This is a genomic window from Baekduia alba, from assembly GCF_028416635.1.
Classification (GTDB): domain Bacteria; phylum Actinomycetota; class Thermoleophilia; order Solirubrobacterales; family Solirubrobacteraceae; genus Baekduia; species Baekduia alba.
This window is the reverse complement of the sequence record NZ_CP114013.1, coordinates 486,976-504,418: the sequence shown is the minus strand read 5'-3', so window position 1 is coordinate 504,418 and position 17,443 is coordinate 486,976. Positions and strand designations below refer to the sequence as shown.

The window sequence follows — 17,443 nt, the reverse complement described above, 5'->3', positions numbered from 1 at the left end:
GCCATTGGCCGAGGCGTCGGTTCCGCCCCCCTGACTTCTGATCGCCGCAGATGTGCAAGCGTTCTCCGCACGTGCCTGACGAGAGCGTGAACATCCTCAGCGTCGAGCTGGACGAGCGTCTCGACGAAGCCGGCTTCCGTCACCTCGCCGCCTCGGCCGGCGTCCGCCTCGGGGCGCACCGGATCCGCGCGAGCGTCTACGCGGCCGAGGCGGGCGTGCCGATCTGGCCGTACCACTACCACCACGGCATCGAGGAGTGGCTCTACGTGATCGCGGGGGCGCCGGTGCTGCGCGAGCCCGCGGGCGAGCGGACCCTGACGCCCGGCGATCTCGTCTGCTTCCCGTGCGGGCATCTCGGCGCCCACACCGTGAGCGGACCGGGGCGCTTCGTGATCTTCTCGACGGGGCACGACGCCAAGCCGTGGATGACCGTCTATCCCGACTCCGACAAGGTCAGCGGCCCGGGCGGCATCCTACTCCGAGAGAGCGCCGTCGGCTACTGGCACGGCGAGGGAACGGCGGGACCGTCGGAGCCGGTCGCGGTCGTGCGCGAGCCGGCGACGTCGCCCCCACAGCCGGCGGTGAACGCGCTCGCCCTCCCAGAGACGGCCAGGCTCGGCCCGCTGCTGGGCGCCGACCGGCTCGACGCGACGGTGGCGGACGTCGCTCCCGGAGGGGGATCCAACCCCTACCACTACGTCTACGGGCGCGAGGAGTGGCTGCTCGTCCTGGCCGGCACGCCCAGCCTGCGCCACCCTCCGGGCGAACGTCGGCTCGAGGCCGGCGACCTCGTGTGCTTCCCGGAGGGCCCAGCCGGCGCGCACCGACTGATCAACCGCGACGCCTCGCCCGTGCGCGCGCTCTTCCTGTCGACGACGGGCGTCCCGGCGAACGTCTGCTACCCCGACACCCGACACTGGCTGATCCACAACGGGCCCGGGAACGGCGTCGAGGTCCGCGAGACCGTCGTCGCCGTCAACCCCGAATAGCCGCCCGTACGGCAGCGAGTGGTTCGAGGTCGGCGAGCGGGTCGCGGGCGGCGGGCATCAGCACGAACCCCGTGGCGCCCGCAGCGGCCAGCCGCGACAGCCGCTCGGCCACGGCGTCGACGGACCCGCTCACGCACCAGCGCGCGAACCGCTGGTAGTCGCCGCCGTACTGCATCGCGACGAAGCGCGTGAGCTCCTGCTCGGCGACGGCCGGATCGGGCTGGACGATCACGGGCACGACCAGCGCCGTCGCCGGCGCCGGTCGATCCGCCTCGGCGGCCAGCGCCGCCATGTCCGCAACGCTCCTGGCCAGCCGCGCCTCGTCCACCCACAGCCCGAGCCACCCGTCGGCGAGTCGCGCCGCGCGGCGCAGCGCGCCCTCGCTGCGACCGCCCATCCACAACGTCGGGGTCCGCTCAGGCGCGGGGCGCAGCGCCGGCACGTCGAGCGAGTAGTAGCGCCCGCTGTGCGTCACGGGCTGGCCGGAGAGCAGGGCCGGCATCAGCTTCATGAGCTCGGCGGTGCGGCCGACCCGCTCTGACGGCGGCACGCGCGCGGCGAGCCACTCGGCGGGGTTCTCGCCGCCGAGCCCGACGCCGACCTCGATGCGGTCGCCCGAGAGATGGGCAAGCGTGCCGAGCTGCTTCGCGAGCCAGACCGGGTCGCGCAGCGCCAGCTGCAGGACGCCGAAGCCGATCGTGATGGAGTCGGTGATCGCCGCGACGGTCGACGCCATCACGATCGCCTCGACGATCGGCTGGCGGAAGACGAGGTGATCGCCGATCCACACGGAGTCGAAGCCGAGCCGCTCCGACTCCCGCGCCATCGCCAGCGATGGCGCGAACCCGTCGCCGAAGTCCTGCACCGGCAGCATCACGCCGACCCATGGTGGCTGGGAGCTCGATGACGGGCCGGGCCGCGATCCCTCCGCGCTCACCAGCGCGCCTTGTACGTGTACGAGCGGCTGCGCGAGATCCCGAACTCGACCACCCCGATGCCCGTGGCGCCGTCGGTCTCGAACCGGGCCAGCTGGTCGACGATGCCGATGGGCTCCTTGCTGATGTCCCGCGTGCCGTGCTCCCAACGCTCCGACTCGACGTGCAGGTCACCGCGGTGCTGCCCGTGCCAGCCGCCGTGCCCGCCGCCGGACATCAGCAGACCGGGGAGCGTCGGCCGCGCGACCGTCTCGATCGTCCGCCCGTCCTCGAGGACGAAGCGCAACCGCGTCTCGCTCGCCTGCAGGCCGTTCGGCGTCACGTCCATGTCGTGCTTGAGGTCCACCACGCGCACCGGATCCCGCTCGTCGGCGTAGAGGATCGCGCCTTCGCAGAACGACACCTCGTGCTCACGCGACTCGTTGTAGGAGGCCATGAGCGTGTGGTCGTCGAAGTGCGCGCAGATCCAGAAGTGCAGGCCCAGCCGCTCGCGCGGCTGGCGCAACCCCCAGGAGTGGTCGCGCTGGCCGAGGCACCCTTCGACCGCGTGCTCGACACCGTCGATGACCAACTGCCCGCTGTAGGTGCCGGCCTGGTTGTAGTGCCGGAACGCCGTGTCGGGCCCGTTCTGCTGGGGGAACTCGATCAGCCCCACCGAGTACGGCACCGACCGCGCCTCGAAGGTGACGTCGAACGCCACGCGCTCGGTCTCGTCGAGCTGCAGCCGCCAGCGGCGCATCGGCTCGACCATCGTGAACCGCAGCGGCCCCACCTCGGTGGCGGTGCGGCGGCCCGCGAGATCGCGCGCGAGACGCACGTTGCGCTGAGCGTTCTGGTCCTCGACCACGACGTAGCCGTCGGCGACCTGGGCGTTCGGGAACACCCCGAAGCCCGTCACCACCAGGAAGGTGCCGTCCGGGTCGTGGATGTTGAAGTACAACCGCTCGAACCAGCGCGGGTTCGAGGACACCGCGGTGACGAAGGAGTCCGGCACCTGGTGGAGGAGGTAGTCATCCTCCACCGTCAGCCCTTGGAGGCGCATCACGCCTTCTCGAACATGCGGATGACGGTGTCGGCGACGGCGTCGGCGATCTGCCCGGCGCTCGACCGCCCATCGTCGCGGAACCACTCAGGGACGTAGATCAGCGCGCCCTGCAGGCAGTACCGCGCGACGGTCTCGTCGACCACGCGGAACTCGCCGCTGGCGACGCCGTCGGAGATCACGCCCCGGAAGAGCGCCTCGTGGCCGCGGCGCAGCTCGCGGATCTGCTCCTGGAAGCTCTCGGGCCAGTCGACCGCGCCCATGAACAGCCGGGCGTAGTCCGGGAAGCCGGTCGTGAGGATCATCACCTCGCGGTGCGCGAGCCGCCAGAGGCGGCCGCGCGCGGTCTCGCCCGCGGCCTCGGCCTCGGCGACGAGCTCCGCGTGCACCTGCGCGGAGATCGCCTCCATCCACGCGTGGTAGAGCGCTTCCTTGTTCTCGTAGTAGTGGTACAACGTCGCCTTGGTGACGTGCACCCGCTCGGCGATGTCGTCGAGGCTCGCCCGGCTGAACCCGGCCCGGGCCAGCTCGGCGCCGGCGGCGCGCAGGATCGCCTGCTTGCGCTCCTCGCGCCGGCGCTCCAGGCGCGAGGGCTCTTTGGATTCGGGTTCGGCGGTCATGATCACGAGCGCGGCTCCCGGATGGCCGGGGCCGCATCGATGGCGAGCAGCTCGCCGGACGGGCTGAGGATAACCGGGTTGAGCTCGACGGCCTCGACGCTGCCGAGGCTCGCCGACGCGGCCGCCAGCTTGTTGCCGATGTCCGCTACGTCCTGCGGGTTCAGCGGCGGCGCCCAGCGGAAGCCGGTCAGCAGCTGGGTCGCGCCGATCTCGTCGAGCATGTCCTCGACGTCCCACGCCGTGAGCGGCGGGCGGCGCACGGCCGCCTTGTCGATCAACTCGGTGAGCGTCCCGCCGAGGCCGATGGCGACCGTCCAGCCGAACATCGGGTCCTCGCGGGCGGCGACCAGCAACTCGAGCGCGACGTCGGTCATGCTCTGGACCACGACGCGCCCGTTCCCGCCCGCCGTCTGCGCGGCCGCGACGACCTCGTCATGCGCCACGCGCAGCTCCGCGACATCGTCGATGCCCAGGCGCAGCGCCCCGCTGTCGGACTTGTGCGTGACCTCCAGCGCGGCCGTCTTGACCGCCCACGGGCCGGGGATCGTGTCGACTGCCCGTGCCGACTGCTCGGCGTCGTCGCTGATCGCGAACGCCGGCATGGCGACGCCCGCGGCGCGGAGGTGCTCCAGGAGGTCGCCGAGATCGGCGAGCGTCTTGCCGTCGCCGACCGGGTCCGGCTGCGAGCGGTCGACGGCCGGGCGCTCCTTGAGCCGCACCAGGCGGTTCCGCGCGCGCAGCGCGCGCGCGGCCGCGCCCGGGTGCTCGACCAGGGCGAAGCCGCGGCGCCGCATCTCAGCGCGCGCCTCGTCGGCCATCTCGCCCGAGTACCAGATCACCAGCAGCCGGCCCTCGCTCTCCGGCACGCCGCAGGACAGCTCGACGAGCTCCATCGCGAAGTCGGGCTTCTGGACCGTCAGCACGAGCACGACGGTGTCGAGCTCCTCGGCCGTGCAGAAGATCTCGATGGTCTTGGTGAAGACCTCGGGCACCTCGACGAAGTGCGCGGTCATGTCGGCCGGGTTGCGGAAGGCCGCGAAGCCCGGCAGCAGCTCGCGCAGCCGGTCCTGCGTGGACTCCTCCAACTGCGGCATCTCCAGGCCCTGCTTGCCGATCTCGTCGACGGCCAGCACGCCGACGCCGCCCGACGTCGTCAGGACGCCGACGCGCTCGGCCGGGGTGTCGAGCAGGGCGAGGCCCGCCGCGACGTCCCACAGCTCGTCGATGTCGTCGACGCGCTCGACGCCGTACTGGCGGCACAGCCCGCTGAACGTCTCGTCGCTGCCGATCAGCGACCCCGTGTGCAGCGAGGCGGCGATGCCGCCCAGCTCGCTGCGCCCGGCCTTCAGGAAGACGATCGGCTTGCCGGCCGCCTGCGCCTTCTGGAACGCGCGCTCCAGCTGCGGCCCCTTCACGACGCCCTCGTAGAAGGCGACGATCACCTTGGTGTTCGGGTCGCGGACGAGGAACTCGATCGCCTCGTTGGACGTGAAGTCGGCCTGGTTGCCGCTGCAGATCAGGAACGAGAGCCCGATGCCGCGATCCTGCGCGCGCTCGCCGAACACACCGGCGACCCCACCACTCTGGACCACGGCGCCGATGTTGCCGATGATCTGGTCCTCGCGGTAGGAGAACGCGGTGCCGATCGCGCAGCAGCGGTCGTGGAAGTTCACGAAGCCGGGGCCGTTGGGGCCGAGCATCACGACGCCGTTCTCGTCGGCGATGCGGGCGAGCTCCTCCTCGGCGCTGCGGCCGTCAGCGCCCTTCTCGCCGAAGCCCGCCGCGAAGACGACCGCGCCGGAGATGCCCTTGGCGCCGCACTGCACGAGCATGTCGGCGACCTGCGCGCCCGGGACGGTCAGCACCGCGGCGTCGATCTGCTCCGGGATGTCGGCCAGCGTCGGAACGCACGGGAAGCCCTCGACCTCGTCGTAGTTGGGGTTGACGGCGTAGACCGCGCCCTCGTAGCCGTGACGACGGAGGCCCTGCAGCCAGCGGGCCGACACCGATCGGGGCCGCTTGCTGGCCCCGACGACCGCGATGCCGCGCGGGCGGAAGAACAGGTCCAGCTTCTCGTCTCGGTTCATGTGCGTTCCCTTTCGCGTGATGGCGCCGCCCGCGGGCTGAAGGCGCTGTCGCCTTCGCCGATGTCGGCGTAGTAGGTGAAGATCTCGGGCAGCTCGTCGCGTGCGGCGAGCGCCTCGGCCACGGGGCCCCCGACCGCCTCGAACCGCGCCACGAGCGCGGGCAGGGCCGCCTCGGCGCCGGCCAGGCGGAAGAACGGCGCGAGGTGGTTGGCGTACAGGTAGAGCCCGTACCGCGACCGCTCGATGGCCGGCCACGCGACGACGTCCTGGTAGAGCCGCAGCTGCAGCTCGCCGGCGCGGTGCGCGAGCGCCGCCATCTCGTCGGGCTCGAGCGCCCGGAGGTCGTCGCCTTCGCGCGTGAAGAGCGCCACGCGCTCGGTCCGGTCGAGGAAGTCGACGGGATCGGTGAGGCTGCCGCCGAAGAGGCTGAACTGCATCTCGACGTCGCGCAGGGCGTACGCGACGCAGACGTTCGCGATCGGGAGCGGGTCGTCGTGCTCCGCCCACGGGAGCAGGCGGTTGTCGAGGTCGTTGAGCTCGCGGACGAGCAGGCGCGTGCCGTCCGGCAGCGCGTACGGACCGTGGTCGAACGTGCCGTCGCGCTGCTCGCCGTGGAGCAGGAAGCCGTACAACGACAGGGTCGCCACGAACCGCTGGATCTCGGGCAGACGCTCGCGCGGCCCGAGCAGCGCGGCGCAGCGCGCGATCCAGTCCTCGGACAGGATGCGCATGTCGAAGTCCGGCGCGGTCGGCATCACCGCGCCGTCGGTGCGGTACGCGCCGGCCGTCCGGGCGACGAAGTCGACGACGGTCGCGAGGTCCGCATCGGCCTGCGGATCGCTGGCCTCGGGCGGCGTCCCCGTGGCGAGGACGCGCTGCTCCCGCGCGCTCAGGTAGTTGGACATCAAGATCATCAACTGCAGGTAGTACGGCCGGCTGCCCGGGCGCCGCATCGCCCGGCCCAGCGCCTCGGGCGAGCGGTGCTCGCACAGCGTCCGCAGCAGCGCGGGCGCGGCGGCGTAGTAGCACTCGAAGCCGACCCAGGTGCGGCCGCGGATGTCGAAGAGCTCGGACTTCATGCTCCCGCGCTGCTCGCGACGCATCGCCTGCGCCTGGGCTCGACCCCAGCTCCGGATGACCGCGTCGACCGTGTGGCGCGACCCGCTGTCCGCGCGTGCGCTCACGACCCGTCGGGCGCCAGCACGAGCATCCCGTTCGGCTCGATCGACACGCGCCGGCCCGCCAGCGCCGCACCGTCCTGCGCGAAGTCCGCGGCGACGAGGCAGGGCAGGCCCAACTGGCGGGCGACGATCGCGATGTGCGACGTCACCCCTCCCCCTTGGCAGACGACGCCCCGCACGTGCGGCAGGATCGGCACGATCGACGTCACCGACGCGTGCTCGGTCCAGATGATCGTCTCGCCCAGGTCCTCGGCCATCAGCTCGACCACGTGCGCGACCGACGTCGCCTCGCGCAGCGTCCCGGTGGCGGTGCCCGCCGAGGCGACGATGCCCCGCGCGAGAAGGTGCTGTGCCGCGCTCATCGGCCGTCCTCCGCGATGTCGTTGTGCATGTTCATGCTCGCTCCTCCATCTCACAGCCCCAGCTCGCGGCCGACGATCTCGTACATGACCTCGGTCGTGCCGCCGTAGATGCGTTGCACGCGCGCGTCGCGCCACAGGCGCGAGATCGCGTACTCGTCCATGTAGCCGTAGCCGCCGTGCAGCTGGACGCACCGGTCGAGGACCTCGAACTGCAGCTCCGAGGTCAGCGCCTTGACGCCCGCCGCCTCGGCGTCCCCGAGCGCGCCCGTGTCGAGCGCGGCGATGCACGCGTCGACGTACTGGCGCGCGGCGCGCACCCGCGTGGTCAGGTCGGCGAGCGCGAAGCGGTTGGCCTGGAAGCTGCCGATCGGCCGGCCGAAGGCGTGGCGATCCCGCGCGTAGGCGACCGTGAGCTGCAGCGCGTGCTCACAGGCGGCAACGGCGGAGACGGCGATCGACAGGCGTTCCCGCGGCAGGTTGCGCATCAGGCTCGCCAGACCGCGGCCCGGTTCGCCGAGGAGGTTGGCGACCGGAACGCGAACGTCGGTGAAGAACAGCTCTGCGGTGTCCTGCGCCCGGCGGCCGACCTTCGCGAGCTTGCGACCCCGCTCGAACCCGGGCGTGTCGGCGTCGATCATCAGCAGGTCGTAGACCGGTCGGTCGCCCTCGGGCACCGAGCGCGCCGCGACGATCACGCGGTCGGCCTGGATGCCGCTGGTCACGAACGTCTTCGAGCCGTTGACCACGATCGTGTCGCCGTCCCGGCGCGCCGTCGTCTGCATCGCCCGCAGGTCGGATCCGGCGCCGGGCTCGGACATCGCGATCGCGACGACGGACTCGCCGGCGACGAAGGACGGCAGCCAGCGGGCCTGCTGCTCCTCGTTGGCGAGCTCGACCAGATAGGGCGTAACGATGTCGTTCTCGAGGGCGAAGTTGTCGCCGGGGACCGCCGCGTACTCGATCTCCTCGTCCAGGATCGCGTTGAAGCGGAAGTCGTGCAGGTCGAGCCCGCCGTGCCGCTCGGGCGCCGCGAAGCCGACGAACCCGGCGGCCCCCGCCTTGCGCCAGAACTCGCGATCGACCATGCCGGCCGTTTCCCAGCGCTCGGCGTGGGGCACGGCCTCGCGCTGCAGGAACGTGCGGACGGACGTCCGGAAGTCCTCGTGGACGGGCTCGAAGATCGTCCGGCGCATCGGGCTCAGACGATCCGCAGCGCGCCGGTGGCGAACCCCAGCGCGCGGTTCGCGAGGAACGGGACGCCGGTCTCCAGGGCGGCATAGGTCGCGTGGTCGGCGGTCCCCTCGACGAAGCGCCGGTAGGAGCCTTCGAGCATGATCGCGCACTTCCACCCGGCCAGCGCGGCGTACCAGACCGCCGCCTCCGCGGCCACCTCCGCGCCACGGCCCGCGTAGCGCTCGAACAGCTCGGCGCGGGTCGGGAAGCCCTCGGCCAGCATCACCGCCGGCATCCGCGGCCACTGCAGCTCGGCCTGATCGTCGAGCCAGTAGTAGAGCAGCCAGCCGAGGTCGGCCGCCGGATCGCCGATCGTCGACAGCTCCCAATCGACGACGGCGGCGACCCGACCGGTCGCGGGGTCGACGATGACGTTGTCGAGCTTGTAGTCGCCGTGCACGACCGCCGCGCGGGACTGCGGCGGGACGTTGGCCCGGAGCCAGTCGCCGACCTCGTCGACCTCCGGCAGCGGCCGGAAGCGCGCGCGCTCCCAGAGCTTCTGCATCCGGCGCAGCTGGCGCTCCGCGTAGGCGTCGGGGTTGCCGAAGTCGGCGAGCCCGATGCCCTGCCAGTCCAGGGCGCGGAGGCTCGCGAGCACGTCGATCGCGCTCTCGGAGAGCGCGGCGCGCTGGGCCGGGCCGAACCCCGCCGGAGCGCGCTCGCGCAGGACGAGGCCGCCGACCGGCTCCATCAGGTAGAACGGCGCGCCGAGCACGTCCCGATCCGTGCAGAGCAGCACGGGCTGGGGCACCGGAAGGTCGGCGCCGCCGGCCCGGATCGCCGACATCACGCGGTACTCCCGGGTGACGTCGAAGGCCGTCGGCGGCAGGTCGCCGCGCGGCGGGCGGCGCAGGACGAGGCTCCAGCCCGTGCCCTCCAACATGAAGGTCAGGCACGACTGCCCCTCGCCGAGCCGGCGAACGTCGAACTGCCCGTAGCCGGCGCCGAGGTGCTCGCGCAGGTGACGGGACAGCCGCTCGCGATCCACGAGCTCGGTGGGCACGAGCGCATCGGCGGTCATCGCGCGCCCGCGGGTCGGAAGCGCAGGAACGGAAGGCCGTCCTCGTCGCCGAAGACGCCCTCGAGCGCCATGTCCGGCGCGAGCGCGGCGGGGGCCACGCCTTCGAGCCGGGCGAAGATCCGCGGCCCGTCGGGCAGCTGCACCGTGCCGACGACGTACGGCACGTCGTCGGCCAGCGACGCGTCGAAGGCCACGTGCGTGACGACCCAGGAGTACAACGTGCCGCGCGCCTGCACCGGCTCCCACGCGTGGTCCGAGGAGCCGCAGTACGGGCACGTCGACAGCGGCGGGAACCGGAGGCGGCGGCATGCGCCGCAGCGCGGAAGCTCGAGCCGGCGCTCGGCCAGCGCCTCCCACAGCCGCGCCGACTCCGGCGCCTGCGCGACGACGTCCTCCAGGCGCAGCCCGCTCATCGGTCCACCGTGAGGACGAGCGCCGAGCCGCTCTCCATCCCGCCGGAGGTGACCGCCGCCGTCTCGGCGTTCGGCACCTGGTTGGCGGCGGTGCCCTGGATCTGGCGCACCGCCTCGACCACCGTGTTCATCCCGTGCAGGTAGCCCTCGCCGAGCATCCCGCCGTGCGTGTTCGTGGGCAATGAGCCATCCAAAGCGGTGTGGCCGTCCCGGACGAACGCGCCCGCCTCGCCACGGCCGACGAACCCCAGCCCTTCGAGGCTCCAGTGCACGACGCTGCTGAAGCAGTCGTAGATCTCGGCGACGTCGACGTCCTCCGGACCGAGGCCCGCGCCACCCCAGAGCCGGTCCTTCAGGAACGACGTGTGGTTGCGGGTGAAGTCATCCCAGAAGAGGGAGTCGCCGATGTCCAGGCCCGGGCGCCGCGGAGCGACGTAGGCCGACCCGGCGATCACGGCGGGCGGGCGCTTGAGGTCGCGGGCGCGCTCGAGGCTCGTCACGACGAGCGCGCACGCGCCGTCGACCTCGCGCGCGCAGTCGTGGAGGTGGAACGGCTCGGCGATCACGCGGCTCTCGAGGTAGCCGTCCAGGTCGAGCGGCTTGCGCAGCGTCGCTCGCGGGTTGGTCTCGGCGTAGGCCCGCTGGGCGATCGGCACGGCGCCGATGTCCTCCTGCGTGGCGCCCGTCTCGACCATGTACCGCCGCGCCCACATCGCCATGTACTGCGCGTAGCTGACGTACCCCAGCGGGTAGCGGTAGGGCGCGCCGCCGCCGGCGACCGGTGCCCGGCCGACGCGGACGCCGGACCGCCCGTTCATCGCCCGGTACAGCACGACGCAGTCGGCCAGGCCAGCGTGGACCGCCATCGCGGCGTGCATGACGAGGAAGCACGGCGACTGACCGCCGAGGTGGAAGTCGAGCGCGTAGCTCATGTCCGGCAGCGCGAGGGCCGTGGCCACCGCCTCGGTCGGCACCGAGTCGTCGAACATGCTGTAGCTCGCGATGCCGTCGACCTGATCGGGAGTCAGGCCCGCGTCGGCGATCGCGGCGCCGCACGCCTCGACGGCGAGGTCCAGGACGCTGCGGCCCGAGCTGGCCGAGAACTCGGTCTGCCCCAGCCCGGCGATCGCGACGTTCCCGTGGTATCCGCGGCTCATGTCGTCACCGCCCCGTGAAGCGCGGCGCCCGCTTCTCGCCGAACGCGGCGAGCCCTTCCTGGGCGTCCTCGCTGGTCAGGCAGTAGCGCAGGTCGACCTCGCGCTCCACGTCCATCCGGGTCTCGATGTCCGCGCCCGACCAGAAGACCGAGTTCAGGACGCCCTTCGCGTTCTTGACCGCCAGCGGGCTCTTCGCCGCGAGCTGCTCGGCAAGGCGGTCGGCGACGGCTTCGAGGTCGGCGGCAGGGACGACCCGCGAGACGAGGCCCCAGTCACGGGCCTCCTCGGCGTCGAGCAGCCGCCCGGTCAGGATCAGCTCACGGGCGCGCGCCGGGCCGACGACGAGCGGCAGCATCGCCAGCACGCCACCGCCGCCCATCATCCCGAAGTTGAGGTGCGCGTCGCCGATCCGGGCCGTGTCCGCCGCGATGGCGAAGTCGCAGAACATGATGAGCTCCGTGCCACCGGCGACCGAGACGCCGTTGACCAGGGCGACGACGGGCTTCGGGTACTTCGCCACGGCGATGAAGAGGTCGTGGCAGTCGGCGAGGAACCGCGGGAACTCCACCGCGTCGCGCTGCAGCTCGACGTAGCGCTTCATGTCGCCGCCCGCGCAGAACGCCCGCCCGGAGCCCGTGACGAAGATGACCCGGACGTCCTGATCGGCGCCGAGGTCGTCGAAGGCGGCGCGCAGCGCCTTGATCGTTCCCCAGTCCATCGGGTTCATGTCGTCGGGGCGGTTCATCGTCACCCAGCCGGCGAACCCCGGCTGGCCGTCGATCGGACGCCGCTCGACGATCACGGAGGCGGCCGGCCGTTCGCTGGTGGGTGCGTTCGTCATCGTGGGCAACGTATCAACTTTGGAATCGAGTTATCAACTTGAAAGTTGGGAACTGGCCGCGAGCAGCCGAGCGACCGGCGCGCCGGCGGCGGTGGCGACCAAGCCGCCCCACGGACCTGCCGGCAGATGGCTCACCGCGGCCGGCCAGCCGGCGTCGACGGCCACGAACACGCGCCCGGCCGCCAGCCCGGCCGCGGCCTCCAGGAGCCCCAGGGGATCCTCAGCGGCTCCCGGGCTCACCAGGACGGGGTCGTCTCCGGACCGGGCGTCGTCGACCTGCGCGAGCGACCGGCAGTCGATCGCGCCGGCGGCGGCGAACGTGCCATCCGCCCACGGCGCCGGCTCCCACGCGAGCACGCGGACCTGGCGGCGCCGGTCGCACTCGGCCAGCAGGCGCTCGGTCTCGGGATGGGGCGGCGGAGCGACCAGCCCGAGCGCGCCGGCGTGGACCTCGCCCGTCGTCCCGTCGACGGTCACCACGTCGCCCTCCGACAGCAGGCGGTCGCCGAACGCGGCGCCGCCGTCGCGGAAGCTGAGCGCGGTGACGCTGCAGACGGCCGGGAGGTTCATGCCGCGCGCGACGACCGCGGCGTGGCTCACCCGCCCACCACGGGCGGTGACGACCGCTTGCGCGGCGACGAAGCCGCTGATGTCGTCGGGGCTCGTGACCTCGCGGACGAGGACCGCCGGTCGGCCGTCGGCCGCCATCGCCTCGGCCGCCGGCGAGCTGAAGGCCAGCGCCCCGACGGCCACGCCGGGGGACGCGGGCACGCCGCGACCGAGCAGGTCCCGCGGCGCGGCGGCGTCGAGCACCGGGCGCTCCGCATGGATGAGCGAGGCGGGCGCGATGCGTTGGAGCGCGGTGGCCGCGTCGATCGTCCCGGCGGCGAGCAGGTCGAGCGCGATCCGCAGTTGGGCCAGCGCCGTGCGCTGGCCCGGGCGCACCTGCAGCACCCACAGCCGCCCGCTCTCGATCGTGAACTCGATGTCGCACATGTCGCGGTAGCGCTCCTCGAGCGTGCCCGCCATCGCGACGAGCTCGGCGTAGGGCTCCGGCAGCACCCGCGCGCAGTCGGCGAGCGTCCCGACCTCGTGCTCTCCGCTGACCACGTCCTCACCCTGAGCGTTGACGAGGAAGTCTCCATACATCCCCGGGGTGCCGGACGCCGGGTCGCGCGTGAACGCCACGCCGGAGCCGGAGCGCTCGTCGAGGTTCCCGAAGACCATGGCCTGGACGACGACCGCCGTGCCGAGGTCGTCGGCGATGCCGGCGTGACGGCGGTACCGCTGCGCCCGCGGCGACTGCCAGGATCGCAGGACCGCCTCCACCGCTTCGCGCAGCTGGTCCCAGGGATCCTCGGGGAACGCCGTCCGGCTCTCGGTCTCGATGGCCTGCCGGTAGCGGCCCGCCGCCGCGCGCAGGCCGGCGACCGTGTCCCCCGCGAGCTCGTCGCCGCGCCCGACCTTCGCCATGGCGAGCTTGGCCGAGGACAGCCCACGCACGGAGCCGCCGAACATGTGCAGGAGCCGGACGTAGGAGTCCCAGGCAAAGACGCCGTCGGCGGTCATCCGCTCGAGTCCGGCGAGCGTCTCCTCGCCGAGGCCCACGTTCAGGATCGTGTCCATCATCCCCGGCATCGACACGGGCGCGCCGGAGCGGACGGACACGAGCAGCGGCGCGTCGGCGTCGCCGAAGCCGCGGCCGACGACCGCTCCGAGCGCAGCGATCCCGTCCACGATCTCGTCCCACGCGTCGCGCGGGACGGCGCCCTCGCGTGCGTACCGGCGGCACAGCTCGGTCGAGACGATGAACGCGGGCGGCACGCCGATCCCGGCGCTGCGCAGGACCGCCAGGCTCGCGCCCTTGCCGCCCAGCGTGCTGACGTCGGTCGGCTCGGCCTCGTCGACCGGGACCACCCAACGGGCCTGGCCGATCACGTCGAGCCCTCCTGCGCCCGGCTGCGACCGAGCGTGATCAGGAAGTCCTCGTGGCACTCGAACCAGACGGTGTGGAACGACGGCAGCAGCGGGTCGGCGACGAAGCGCCGGTCGCCCGCACGGGCCTGTTCGAGCGCGGTGCCGAGCCGCTCGGCGTACGCCCCGAAGCGCGGCACGTCCCGCGCCGCGATCGCGAAGCCTTCGCCGACCTGCTCGTGGATCTCCCCCAGCTCGTCGAGGACCTCGAGCGGCTCTGCGCCGCGCTGCCAGTCGCTCGTCAACTGCTTGACGTCCTGGTTGACCTCGAGGAACACCTCGTAGCCGACGCGGACGTCGGTCGTGCCGGAGGCGCGGCGAAGCTCCGCCTGCTCGGCGTGGACGTCGATGCCCTCACGCGTCAGCGCCCAGGCGCCGGGCGGGGTCGCGACCCGCCACACCGAGCCCTGGGCCTCGAGGACCGCCAGGCGCTCCGCGACGACGTCGCCGGCGACGCGCAGCGCGTCGGCGACGGCGACGTCGGCCGCCGCGCCCTTGATCCGCAGGATCTGCAGGACGTCGAGGTCATCGACTTCGAACCCGGTCACGAACCCTCCACTCCTCTGCCGCAGGTCGGTTCCCGCGCAAGCCACGGGACGAAGGCCGCTACTTGAACGACCCGGCACGTCTCTCCTTGAACGCGTGCAGCCCTTCCTCGAAGTCGTCGGTCGCGCTGAGCAGCGCCTGGGCCATCGCCTCCAGACGGAAGCCCGGCTCCATGCCCAAGTCCAAGTTCATGTACGTGGTGCGCTTGATCCACTCGAGCGAGGTCCGCGACGACGCCGCGAGCTTGGTGGCCATCTCGAGCGCGGCGTCGCCGACCTCGTCGTGGGGCACGACGCGGTTGACCAGCCCGATCCGCTCGGCGGCCGCGGCCGAGAGCTCCTCGTTGAGGAGCATCAGCTCGAGCGCCCGCCCGGTGCCGACGACGCGCGGCAGCACCCAGGTCAGGCCGACGTCGGGCACCAGGCCGCGCGCGACCTGCCCGACCCGGAACGACGCCCGGTCGCTGACGATGCGCAGGTCGGTCATCATCGCGACGGCGGTTCCGCCGCCGTGGGCCGGCCCGTTGATCGCGCCGATCACCGGGCACGGCAACTGCAGCAGGAGCAGCGCCAGCTCCTGGAAGAACATCTGTGCGCGGTAGCCGTCGACGGGACGCGGTCCCAGGAAGTCGGCGAACTCGGTCACGTCCCCGCCGGAGCAGAAGTAGTCGCCGGCGCCGGTGAAGATGACCGCCTTGGTGGCGCTCGGGTCGTCGCGCACCTCGCGCAAGGTCGTGATCAGCGCGTCGCGGAGGGCCTCGCTGAGCGCGTTGAGGACCCGCGGCCGGTTGAGCGTCAACCGCAGGACGTAGGGGGCCGGCCGCTCGACCTTGAGGTGCGGCTCGCCGTCGTTCGGCGTGTCTTTGGGCGTCATCGAGCGGTGAACTTACGAGGCCGGCGACCGTTTGTCAACTTCAAAGTCGAAAAGTCAATTTGAAAGTAGGTCAGACGTCGATGCGCTCACGCCGCCAGGGGATTCGCGTTGCCGCCGTCGATCACGAGGCGCGCGCCGGTGATCAGCGCGGCCTCCTCGGACGCGAGGAAGCGCACGGCGGCCGCGACGTCGTCCGGCCGGCACACGCGCCCGAAGGGCTGGCGTGCGTCGAGGTCGGCGGCGACCCCGCCGCCCAGCCGTGCGCGCACCAGGCGGTCGCCCATGTCGGTGGAGACCAGCCCCGGCGCCACGATGTTCACGCGCACTCCCGCGTCGGCCTCTTCCTTGGCGAGCGTCTGCGCGAGCGCCTCGACAGCGGCCTTGGCCATGTTGTACGGCGCCGCGCCGGCGGGCATGTGCGCGACGAGGCTGCTGGAGATGACGATGACGTCCGATCGGGGCCGCGTCCGCATTCCCGGCAACAGCAGCCGGCAGAGCTGATGCGTCGCGAGCGCGTTGATGATCATCACCCGCTCCAGCTCGCGCAGCTCGGTATCGCCCACCGACCGCCCGGCACTGGCCCGGCCCGCGTTGGCGACGAGCAGGTCGACGACCCCGACACGCGCGCGCAGCTCCGCGGCGAAGGCCTCGAACCCGGCGAGATCCTCGAGATCGAGCTGCAGGCATTCCGCCCTCCCACCCGAGGCCATGATCTCGGCGGTGGTGGCGCGCGCCGCACCCTCGTCGCTGCGGTACCCGATCGCCACGGTCGCGCCGCCCGCGGCGAGCGCCAGCGAGATGCCACGACCGATGCCGCGGCCGCCGCCGGTCACGAGCGCGACGCGGCCGGTCAGCGTGCCGGCCGTCACGAGGCCTCTCCGGTCGCCAGCAACGCCGCACCGAGCTGCTCCCGCGCGCGCAGGCGCCGCGTCGGCACGTGCTCGGTCGGCACGCCGTCGGGCGGGGGCGCATAGCGCTTGAGGATCTGGCGCGCGACGCTCTGGCGATGGACCTCGTCGGGACCGTCGAGGATGCGCGCCGCGCGCGCCATCCGGTACATCTCCTCCAGCGGCAGGTCGGCCGAGTAGCCGAGCGCGCCGTGCGCCTGGAGCGCGCGGTCGACGACGTCGTGGAGCACGCGCGCGCCGAAGAACTTGATCAACCCGATCTCCTGCCGCGCGGCCGCCGCGCCCTTCGTGTCGATCACCCACGCGGCGTGCAGGGTCATCAACCGCGCGGCGTGCATGTCGGCCGCGCAGTCGGCGATCCAGTTCTGGATCGTCTGCTTCTCGGACAGGAGCCCGCCGTGCGACGTGCGGTACGTCGCACGCTCGCAGAGCATGTCGAACGCCCGCCGGCACACGCCGAGCCACCGCATCGCGTGGTGGATCCGCCCTGGGCCGAGCCGGAGCTGGGCGATCTTGAACCCGTCGCCGGCGCCGCCGAGCAGCGCGCCCGCGTCGAGCGGCACCCCGTCGAAGACGACCTCGGCGTGGTTGCCGGCCCGCCCCAGGGCCGCGGTCGGATCGTCCATCGACGGCACGTCCCGGAGCACCCGCACGCCCTCGGCGTCCGCCGGCACGATGAGCATCGAGGCGCGCCGGTGGGCCTGGGCGTCCGGGTCGGTGACGGCCATCACGATGAAGACGTCCGCCAGCGAGCCGTTGGTCACGAACCACTTGTGGCCGTCGAGGACCCAGCCGCCATCGACTTCTCGCGCGCGCGTCTTAATGAGGGTGGGGTCGGAACCGGCGACCTCGGGCTCGGTCATCGCGAACGCCGAGCGGATCGCGCCGGCGAGCAGCGGCCCCAGCCAGCGCTCCTTCTGCGCGGCGCTTCCGGCGATCGCGAGGATCTCGCTGTTGCCCGAGTCGGGGGCCTGGCACCCGAAGGCCTCGGGACCGAACGGCGAGGTCCCGATGATCTCGTGCATGAGCGCGAGCTTGACCTGGCCGAAGCCCTGGCCGCCGAGCTCCGGCGGCAGGTGCGCCGCCCACAGCCCGCGCTCCTTCACCTCGGCCTGGATCGGCGCGTAGAGCCGGTCCAGGTCGGACTGCTCGAGCTCCGAGGCCACCGTCTCGAGCGGCCAGACGCGTGCCCGGACGAACGCGTCCATCCACGCGAGCTGCGCCTCGAACGCGGGGTCGGTCGCGAAGTCCCATGCCATCG

General features: G+C 72.6%; 17 protein-coding genes. 1 reads left to right on the top strand and 16 read right to left on the bottom strand.

Going from position 1 to position 17,443, the window contains the following annotated elements:
- Positions 1 to 71: 71 nt before the first annotated feature.
- A complete protein-coding gene (locus DSM104299_RS02420) occupies positions 72 to 989 on the top strand; it encodes a cupin domain-containing protein (RefSeq protein WP_272475690.1) in 918 nt (305 codons plus the stop codon).
- On the opposite strand, the gene DSM104299_RS02415 is transcribed toward DSM104299_RS02420, so the two are convergent.
- The 16 genes from DSM104299_RS02415 to DSM104299_RS02340 all read right to left on the bottom strand — a co-directional run bounded on the left by DSM104299_RS02415 (position 976) and on the right by DSM104299_RS02340 (position 17,441).
- Positions 976 to 1,863: an LLM class flavin-dependent oxidoreductase gene (locus tag DSM104299_RS02415; protein WP_272478125.1), complete on the bottom strand. Its 888-nt coding sequence runs from the start codon at positions 1,861 to 1,863 to the stop codon at positions 976 to 978. The two genes, DSM104299_RS02420 and DSM104299_RS02415, sit on opposite strands and share 14 nt — an antisense overlap.
- Before the next feature lie 59 nt (positions 1,864 to 1,922).
- Positions 1,923 to 2,966, bottom strand: coding sequence for an Rv3169 family protein (locus DSM104299_RS02410; RefSeq protein ID WP_489886062.1), 1,044 nt, complete (start codon positions 2,964 to 2,966; stop codon positions 1,923 to 1,925).
- Complete coding sequence (locus DSM104299_RS02405; RefSeq protein ID WP_272475688.1) at positions 2,966 to 3,586, bottom strand: TetR/AcrR family transcriptional regulator; 621 nt, start codon at positions 3,584 to 3,586, stop codon at positions 2,966 to 2,968. Before DSM104299_RS02405 ends, DSM104299_RS02410 begins: the two co-directional genes overlap by 1 nt.
- 2 nt (positions 3,587 to 3,588) lie before the next feature.
- Positions 3,589 to 5,673, bottom strand: a complete 2,085-nt coding sequence (locus DSM104299_RS02400) for an acetate--CoA ligase family protein (RefSeq protein ID WP_272475687.1) — start codon at positions 5,671 to 5,673, stop codon at positions 3,589 to 3,591.
- Entirely contained in the window at positions 5,670 to 6,752 is a 1,083-nt protein-coding gene (locus DSM104299_RS02395; protein WP_272475686.1) for a hypothetical protein, read from the bottom strand. The genes DSM104299_RS02400 and DSM104299_RS02395 overlap by 4 nt, the downstream gene beginning before the upstream one ends.
- A 101-nt stretch (positions 6,753 to 6,853) precedes the next feature.
- Complete coding sequence (locus DSM104299_RS02390) at positions 6,854 to 7,216, bottom strand: PEP-utilizing enzyme (RefSeq protein WP_272475685.1); 363 nt, start codon at positions 7,214 to 7,216, stop codon at positions 6,854 to 6,856.
- Between the two features lie 50 nt (positions 7,217 to 7,266).
- Positions 7,267 to 8,409 (bottom strand): acyl-CoA dehydrogenase family protein, encoded by a 1,143-nt coding sequence (locus DSM104299_RS02385; RefSeq protein WP_272475684.1) that lies wholly within the window; start codon positions 8,407 to 8,409, stop codon positions 7,267 to 7,269.
- Between the two features lie 5 nt (positions 8,410 to 8,414).
- Positions 8,415 to 9,470 (bottom strand): phosphotransferase family protein, encoded by a 1,056-nt coding sequence (locus DSM104299_RS02380; RefSeq protein ID WP_272475683.1) that lies wholly within the window; start codon positions 9,468 to 9,470, stop codon positions 8,415 to 8,417.
- Entirely contained in the window at positions 9,467 to 9,883 is a 417-nt protein-coding gene (locus DSM104299_RS02375) for a Zn-ribbon domain-containing OB-fold protein (RefSeq protein ID WP_272475682.1), read from the bottom strand. The genes DSM104299_RS02380 and DSM104299_RS02375 overlap by 4 nt, the downstream gene beginning before the upstream one ends.
- Positions 9,880 to 11,040 (bottom strand): thiolase C-terminal domain-containing protein, encoded by a 1,161-nt coding sequence (locus DSM104299_RS02370; RefSeq protein ID WP_272475681.1) that lies wholly within the window; start codon positions 11,038 to 11,040, stop codon positions 9,880 to 9,882. Before DSM104299_RS02370 ends, DSM104299_RS02375 begins: the two co-directional genes overlap by 4 nt.
- 4 nt (positions 11,041 to 11,044) lie before the next feature.
- Complete coding sequence (locus DSM104299_RS02365) at positions 11,045 to 11,881, bottom strand: enoyl-CoA hydratase/isomerase family protein (protein WP_272475680.1); 837 nt, start codon at positions 11,879 to 11,881, stop codon at positions 11,045 to 11,047.
- Positions 11,882 to 11,914: 33 nt separating this feature from the next.
- Positions 11,915 to 13,819 (bottom strand): pyruvate, phosphate dikinase, encoded by a 1,905-nt coding sequence (locus tag DSM104299_RS02360; protein ID WP_272475679.1) that lies wholly within the window; start codon positions 13,817 to 13,819, stop codon positions 11,915 to 11,917.
- On the bottom strand, positions 13,816 to 14,403 hold the full coding sequence (locus DSM104299_RS02355) for a hypothetical protein (RefSeq protein ID WP_272475678.1): 588 nt from the start codon (positions 14,401 to 14,403) through the stop codon (positions 13,816 to 13,818). The genes DSM104299_RS02360 and DSM104299_RS02355 overlap by 4 nt, the downstream gene beginning before the upstream one ends.
- Positions 14,404 to 14,461: 58 nt before the next feature.
- Positions 14,462 to 15,274, bottom strand: a complete 813-nt coding sequence (locus tag DSM104299_RS02350) for an enoyl-CoA hydratase/isomerase family protein (protein WP_272475677.1) — start codon at positions 15,272 to 15,274, stop codon at positions 14,462 to 14,464.
- 86 nt (positions 15,275 to 15,360) lie between these two features.
- Positions 15,361 to 16,143 (bottom strand): SDR family NAD(P)-dependent oxidoreductase, encoded by a 783-nt coding sequence (locus DSM104299_RS02345; RefSeq protein WP_272475676.1) that lies wholly within the window; start codon positions 16,141 to 16,143, stop codon positions 15,361 to 15,363.
- On the bottom strand, positions 16,140 to 17,441 hold the full coding sequence (locus DSM104299_RS02340; protein WP_272475675.1) for an acyl-CoA dehydrogenase family protein: 1,302 nt from the start codon (positions 17,439 to 17,441) through the stop codon (positions 16,140 to 16,142). Before DSM104299_RS02340 ends, DSM104299_RS02345 begins: the two co-directional genes overlap by 4 nt.
- Between the last annotated feature and the right edge of the window lie 2 nt (positions 17,442 to 17,443).

Bases quoted from the DNA above. Each gene is read 5' to 3' on its own strand.
- DSM104299_RS02375 (WP_272475682.1), bottom strand. From the start codon at position 9,883: ATGAGCGGGCTGCGCCTGGAGGACGTCGTCGCGCAGGCGCCGGAGTCG.
- DSM104299_RS02410 (WP_489886062.1), bottom strand. From the start codon at position 2,966: ATGCGCCTCCAAGGGCTGACGGTGGAGGATGACTACCTCCTCCACCAG.
- DSM104299_RS02380 (WP_272475683.1), bottom strand. From the start codon at position 9,470: ATGACCGCCGATGCGCTCGTGCCCACCGAGCTCGTGGATCGCGAGCGG.
- DSM104299_RS02340 (WP_272475675.1), bottom strand. From the start codon at position 17,441: ATGGCATGGGACTTCGCGACCGACCCCGCGTTCGAGGCGCAGCTCGCG.
- DSM104299_RS02350 (WP_272475677.1), bottom strand. From the start codon at position 15,274: ATGACGCCCAAAGACACGCCGAACGACGGCGAGCCGCACCTCAAGGTC.
- DSM104299_RS02365 (WP_272475680.1), bottom strand. From the start codon at position 11,881: ATGACGAACGCACCCACCAGCGAACGGCCGGCCGCCTCCGTGATCGTC.
- DSM104299_RS02390 (WP_272475685.1), bottom strand. From the start codon at position 7,216: ATGAGCGCGGCACAGCACCTTCTCGCGCGGGGCATCGTCGCCTCGGCG.
- DSM104299_RS02385 (WP_272475684.1), bottom strand. From the start codon at position 8,409: ATGCGCCGGACGATCTTCGAGCCCGTCCACGAGGACTTCCGGACGTCC.
- DSM104299_RS02400 (WP_272475687.1), bottom strand. From the start codon at position 5,673: ATGAACCGAGACGAGAAGCTGGACCTGTTCTTCCGCCCGCGCGGCATC.
- DSM104299_RS02405 (WP_272475688.1), bottom strand. From the start codon at position 3,586: ATGACCGCCGAACCCGAATCCAAAGAGCCCTCGCGCCTGGAGCGCCGG.
- DSM104299_RS02395 (WP_272475686.1), bottom strand. From the start codon at position 6,752: ATGAAGTCCGAGCTCTTCGACATCCGCGGCCGCACCTGGGTCGGCTTC.
- DSM104299_RS02370 (WP_272475681.1), bottom strand. From the start codon at position 11,040: ATGAGCCGCGGATACCACGGGAACGTCGCGATCGCCGGGCTGGGGCAG.
- DSM104299_RS02415 (WP_272478125.1), bottom strand. From the start codon at position 1,863: ATGCTGCCGGTGCAGGACTTCGGCGACGGGTTCGCGCCATCGCTGGCG.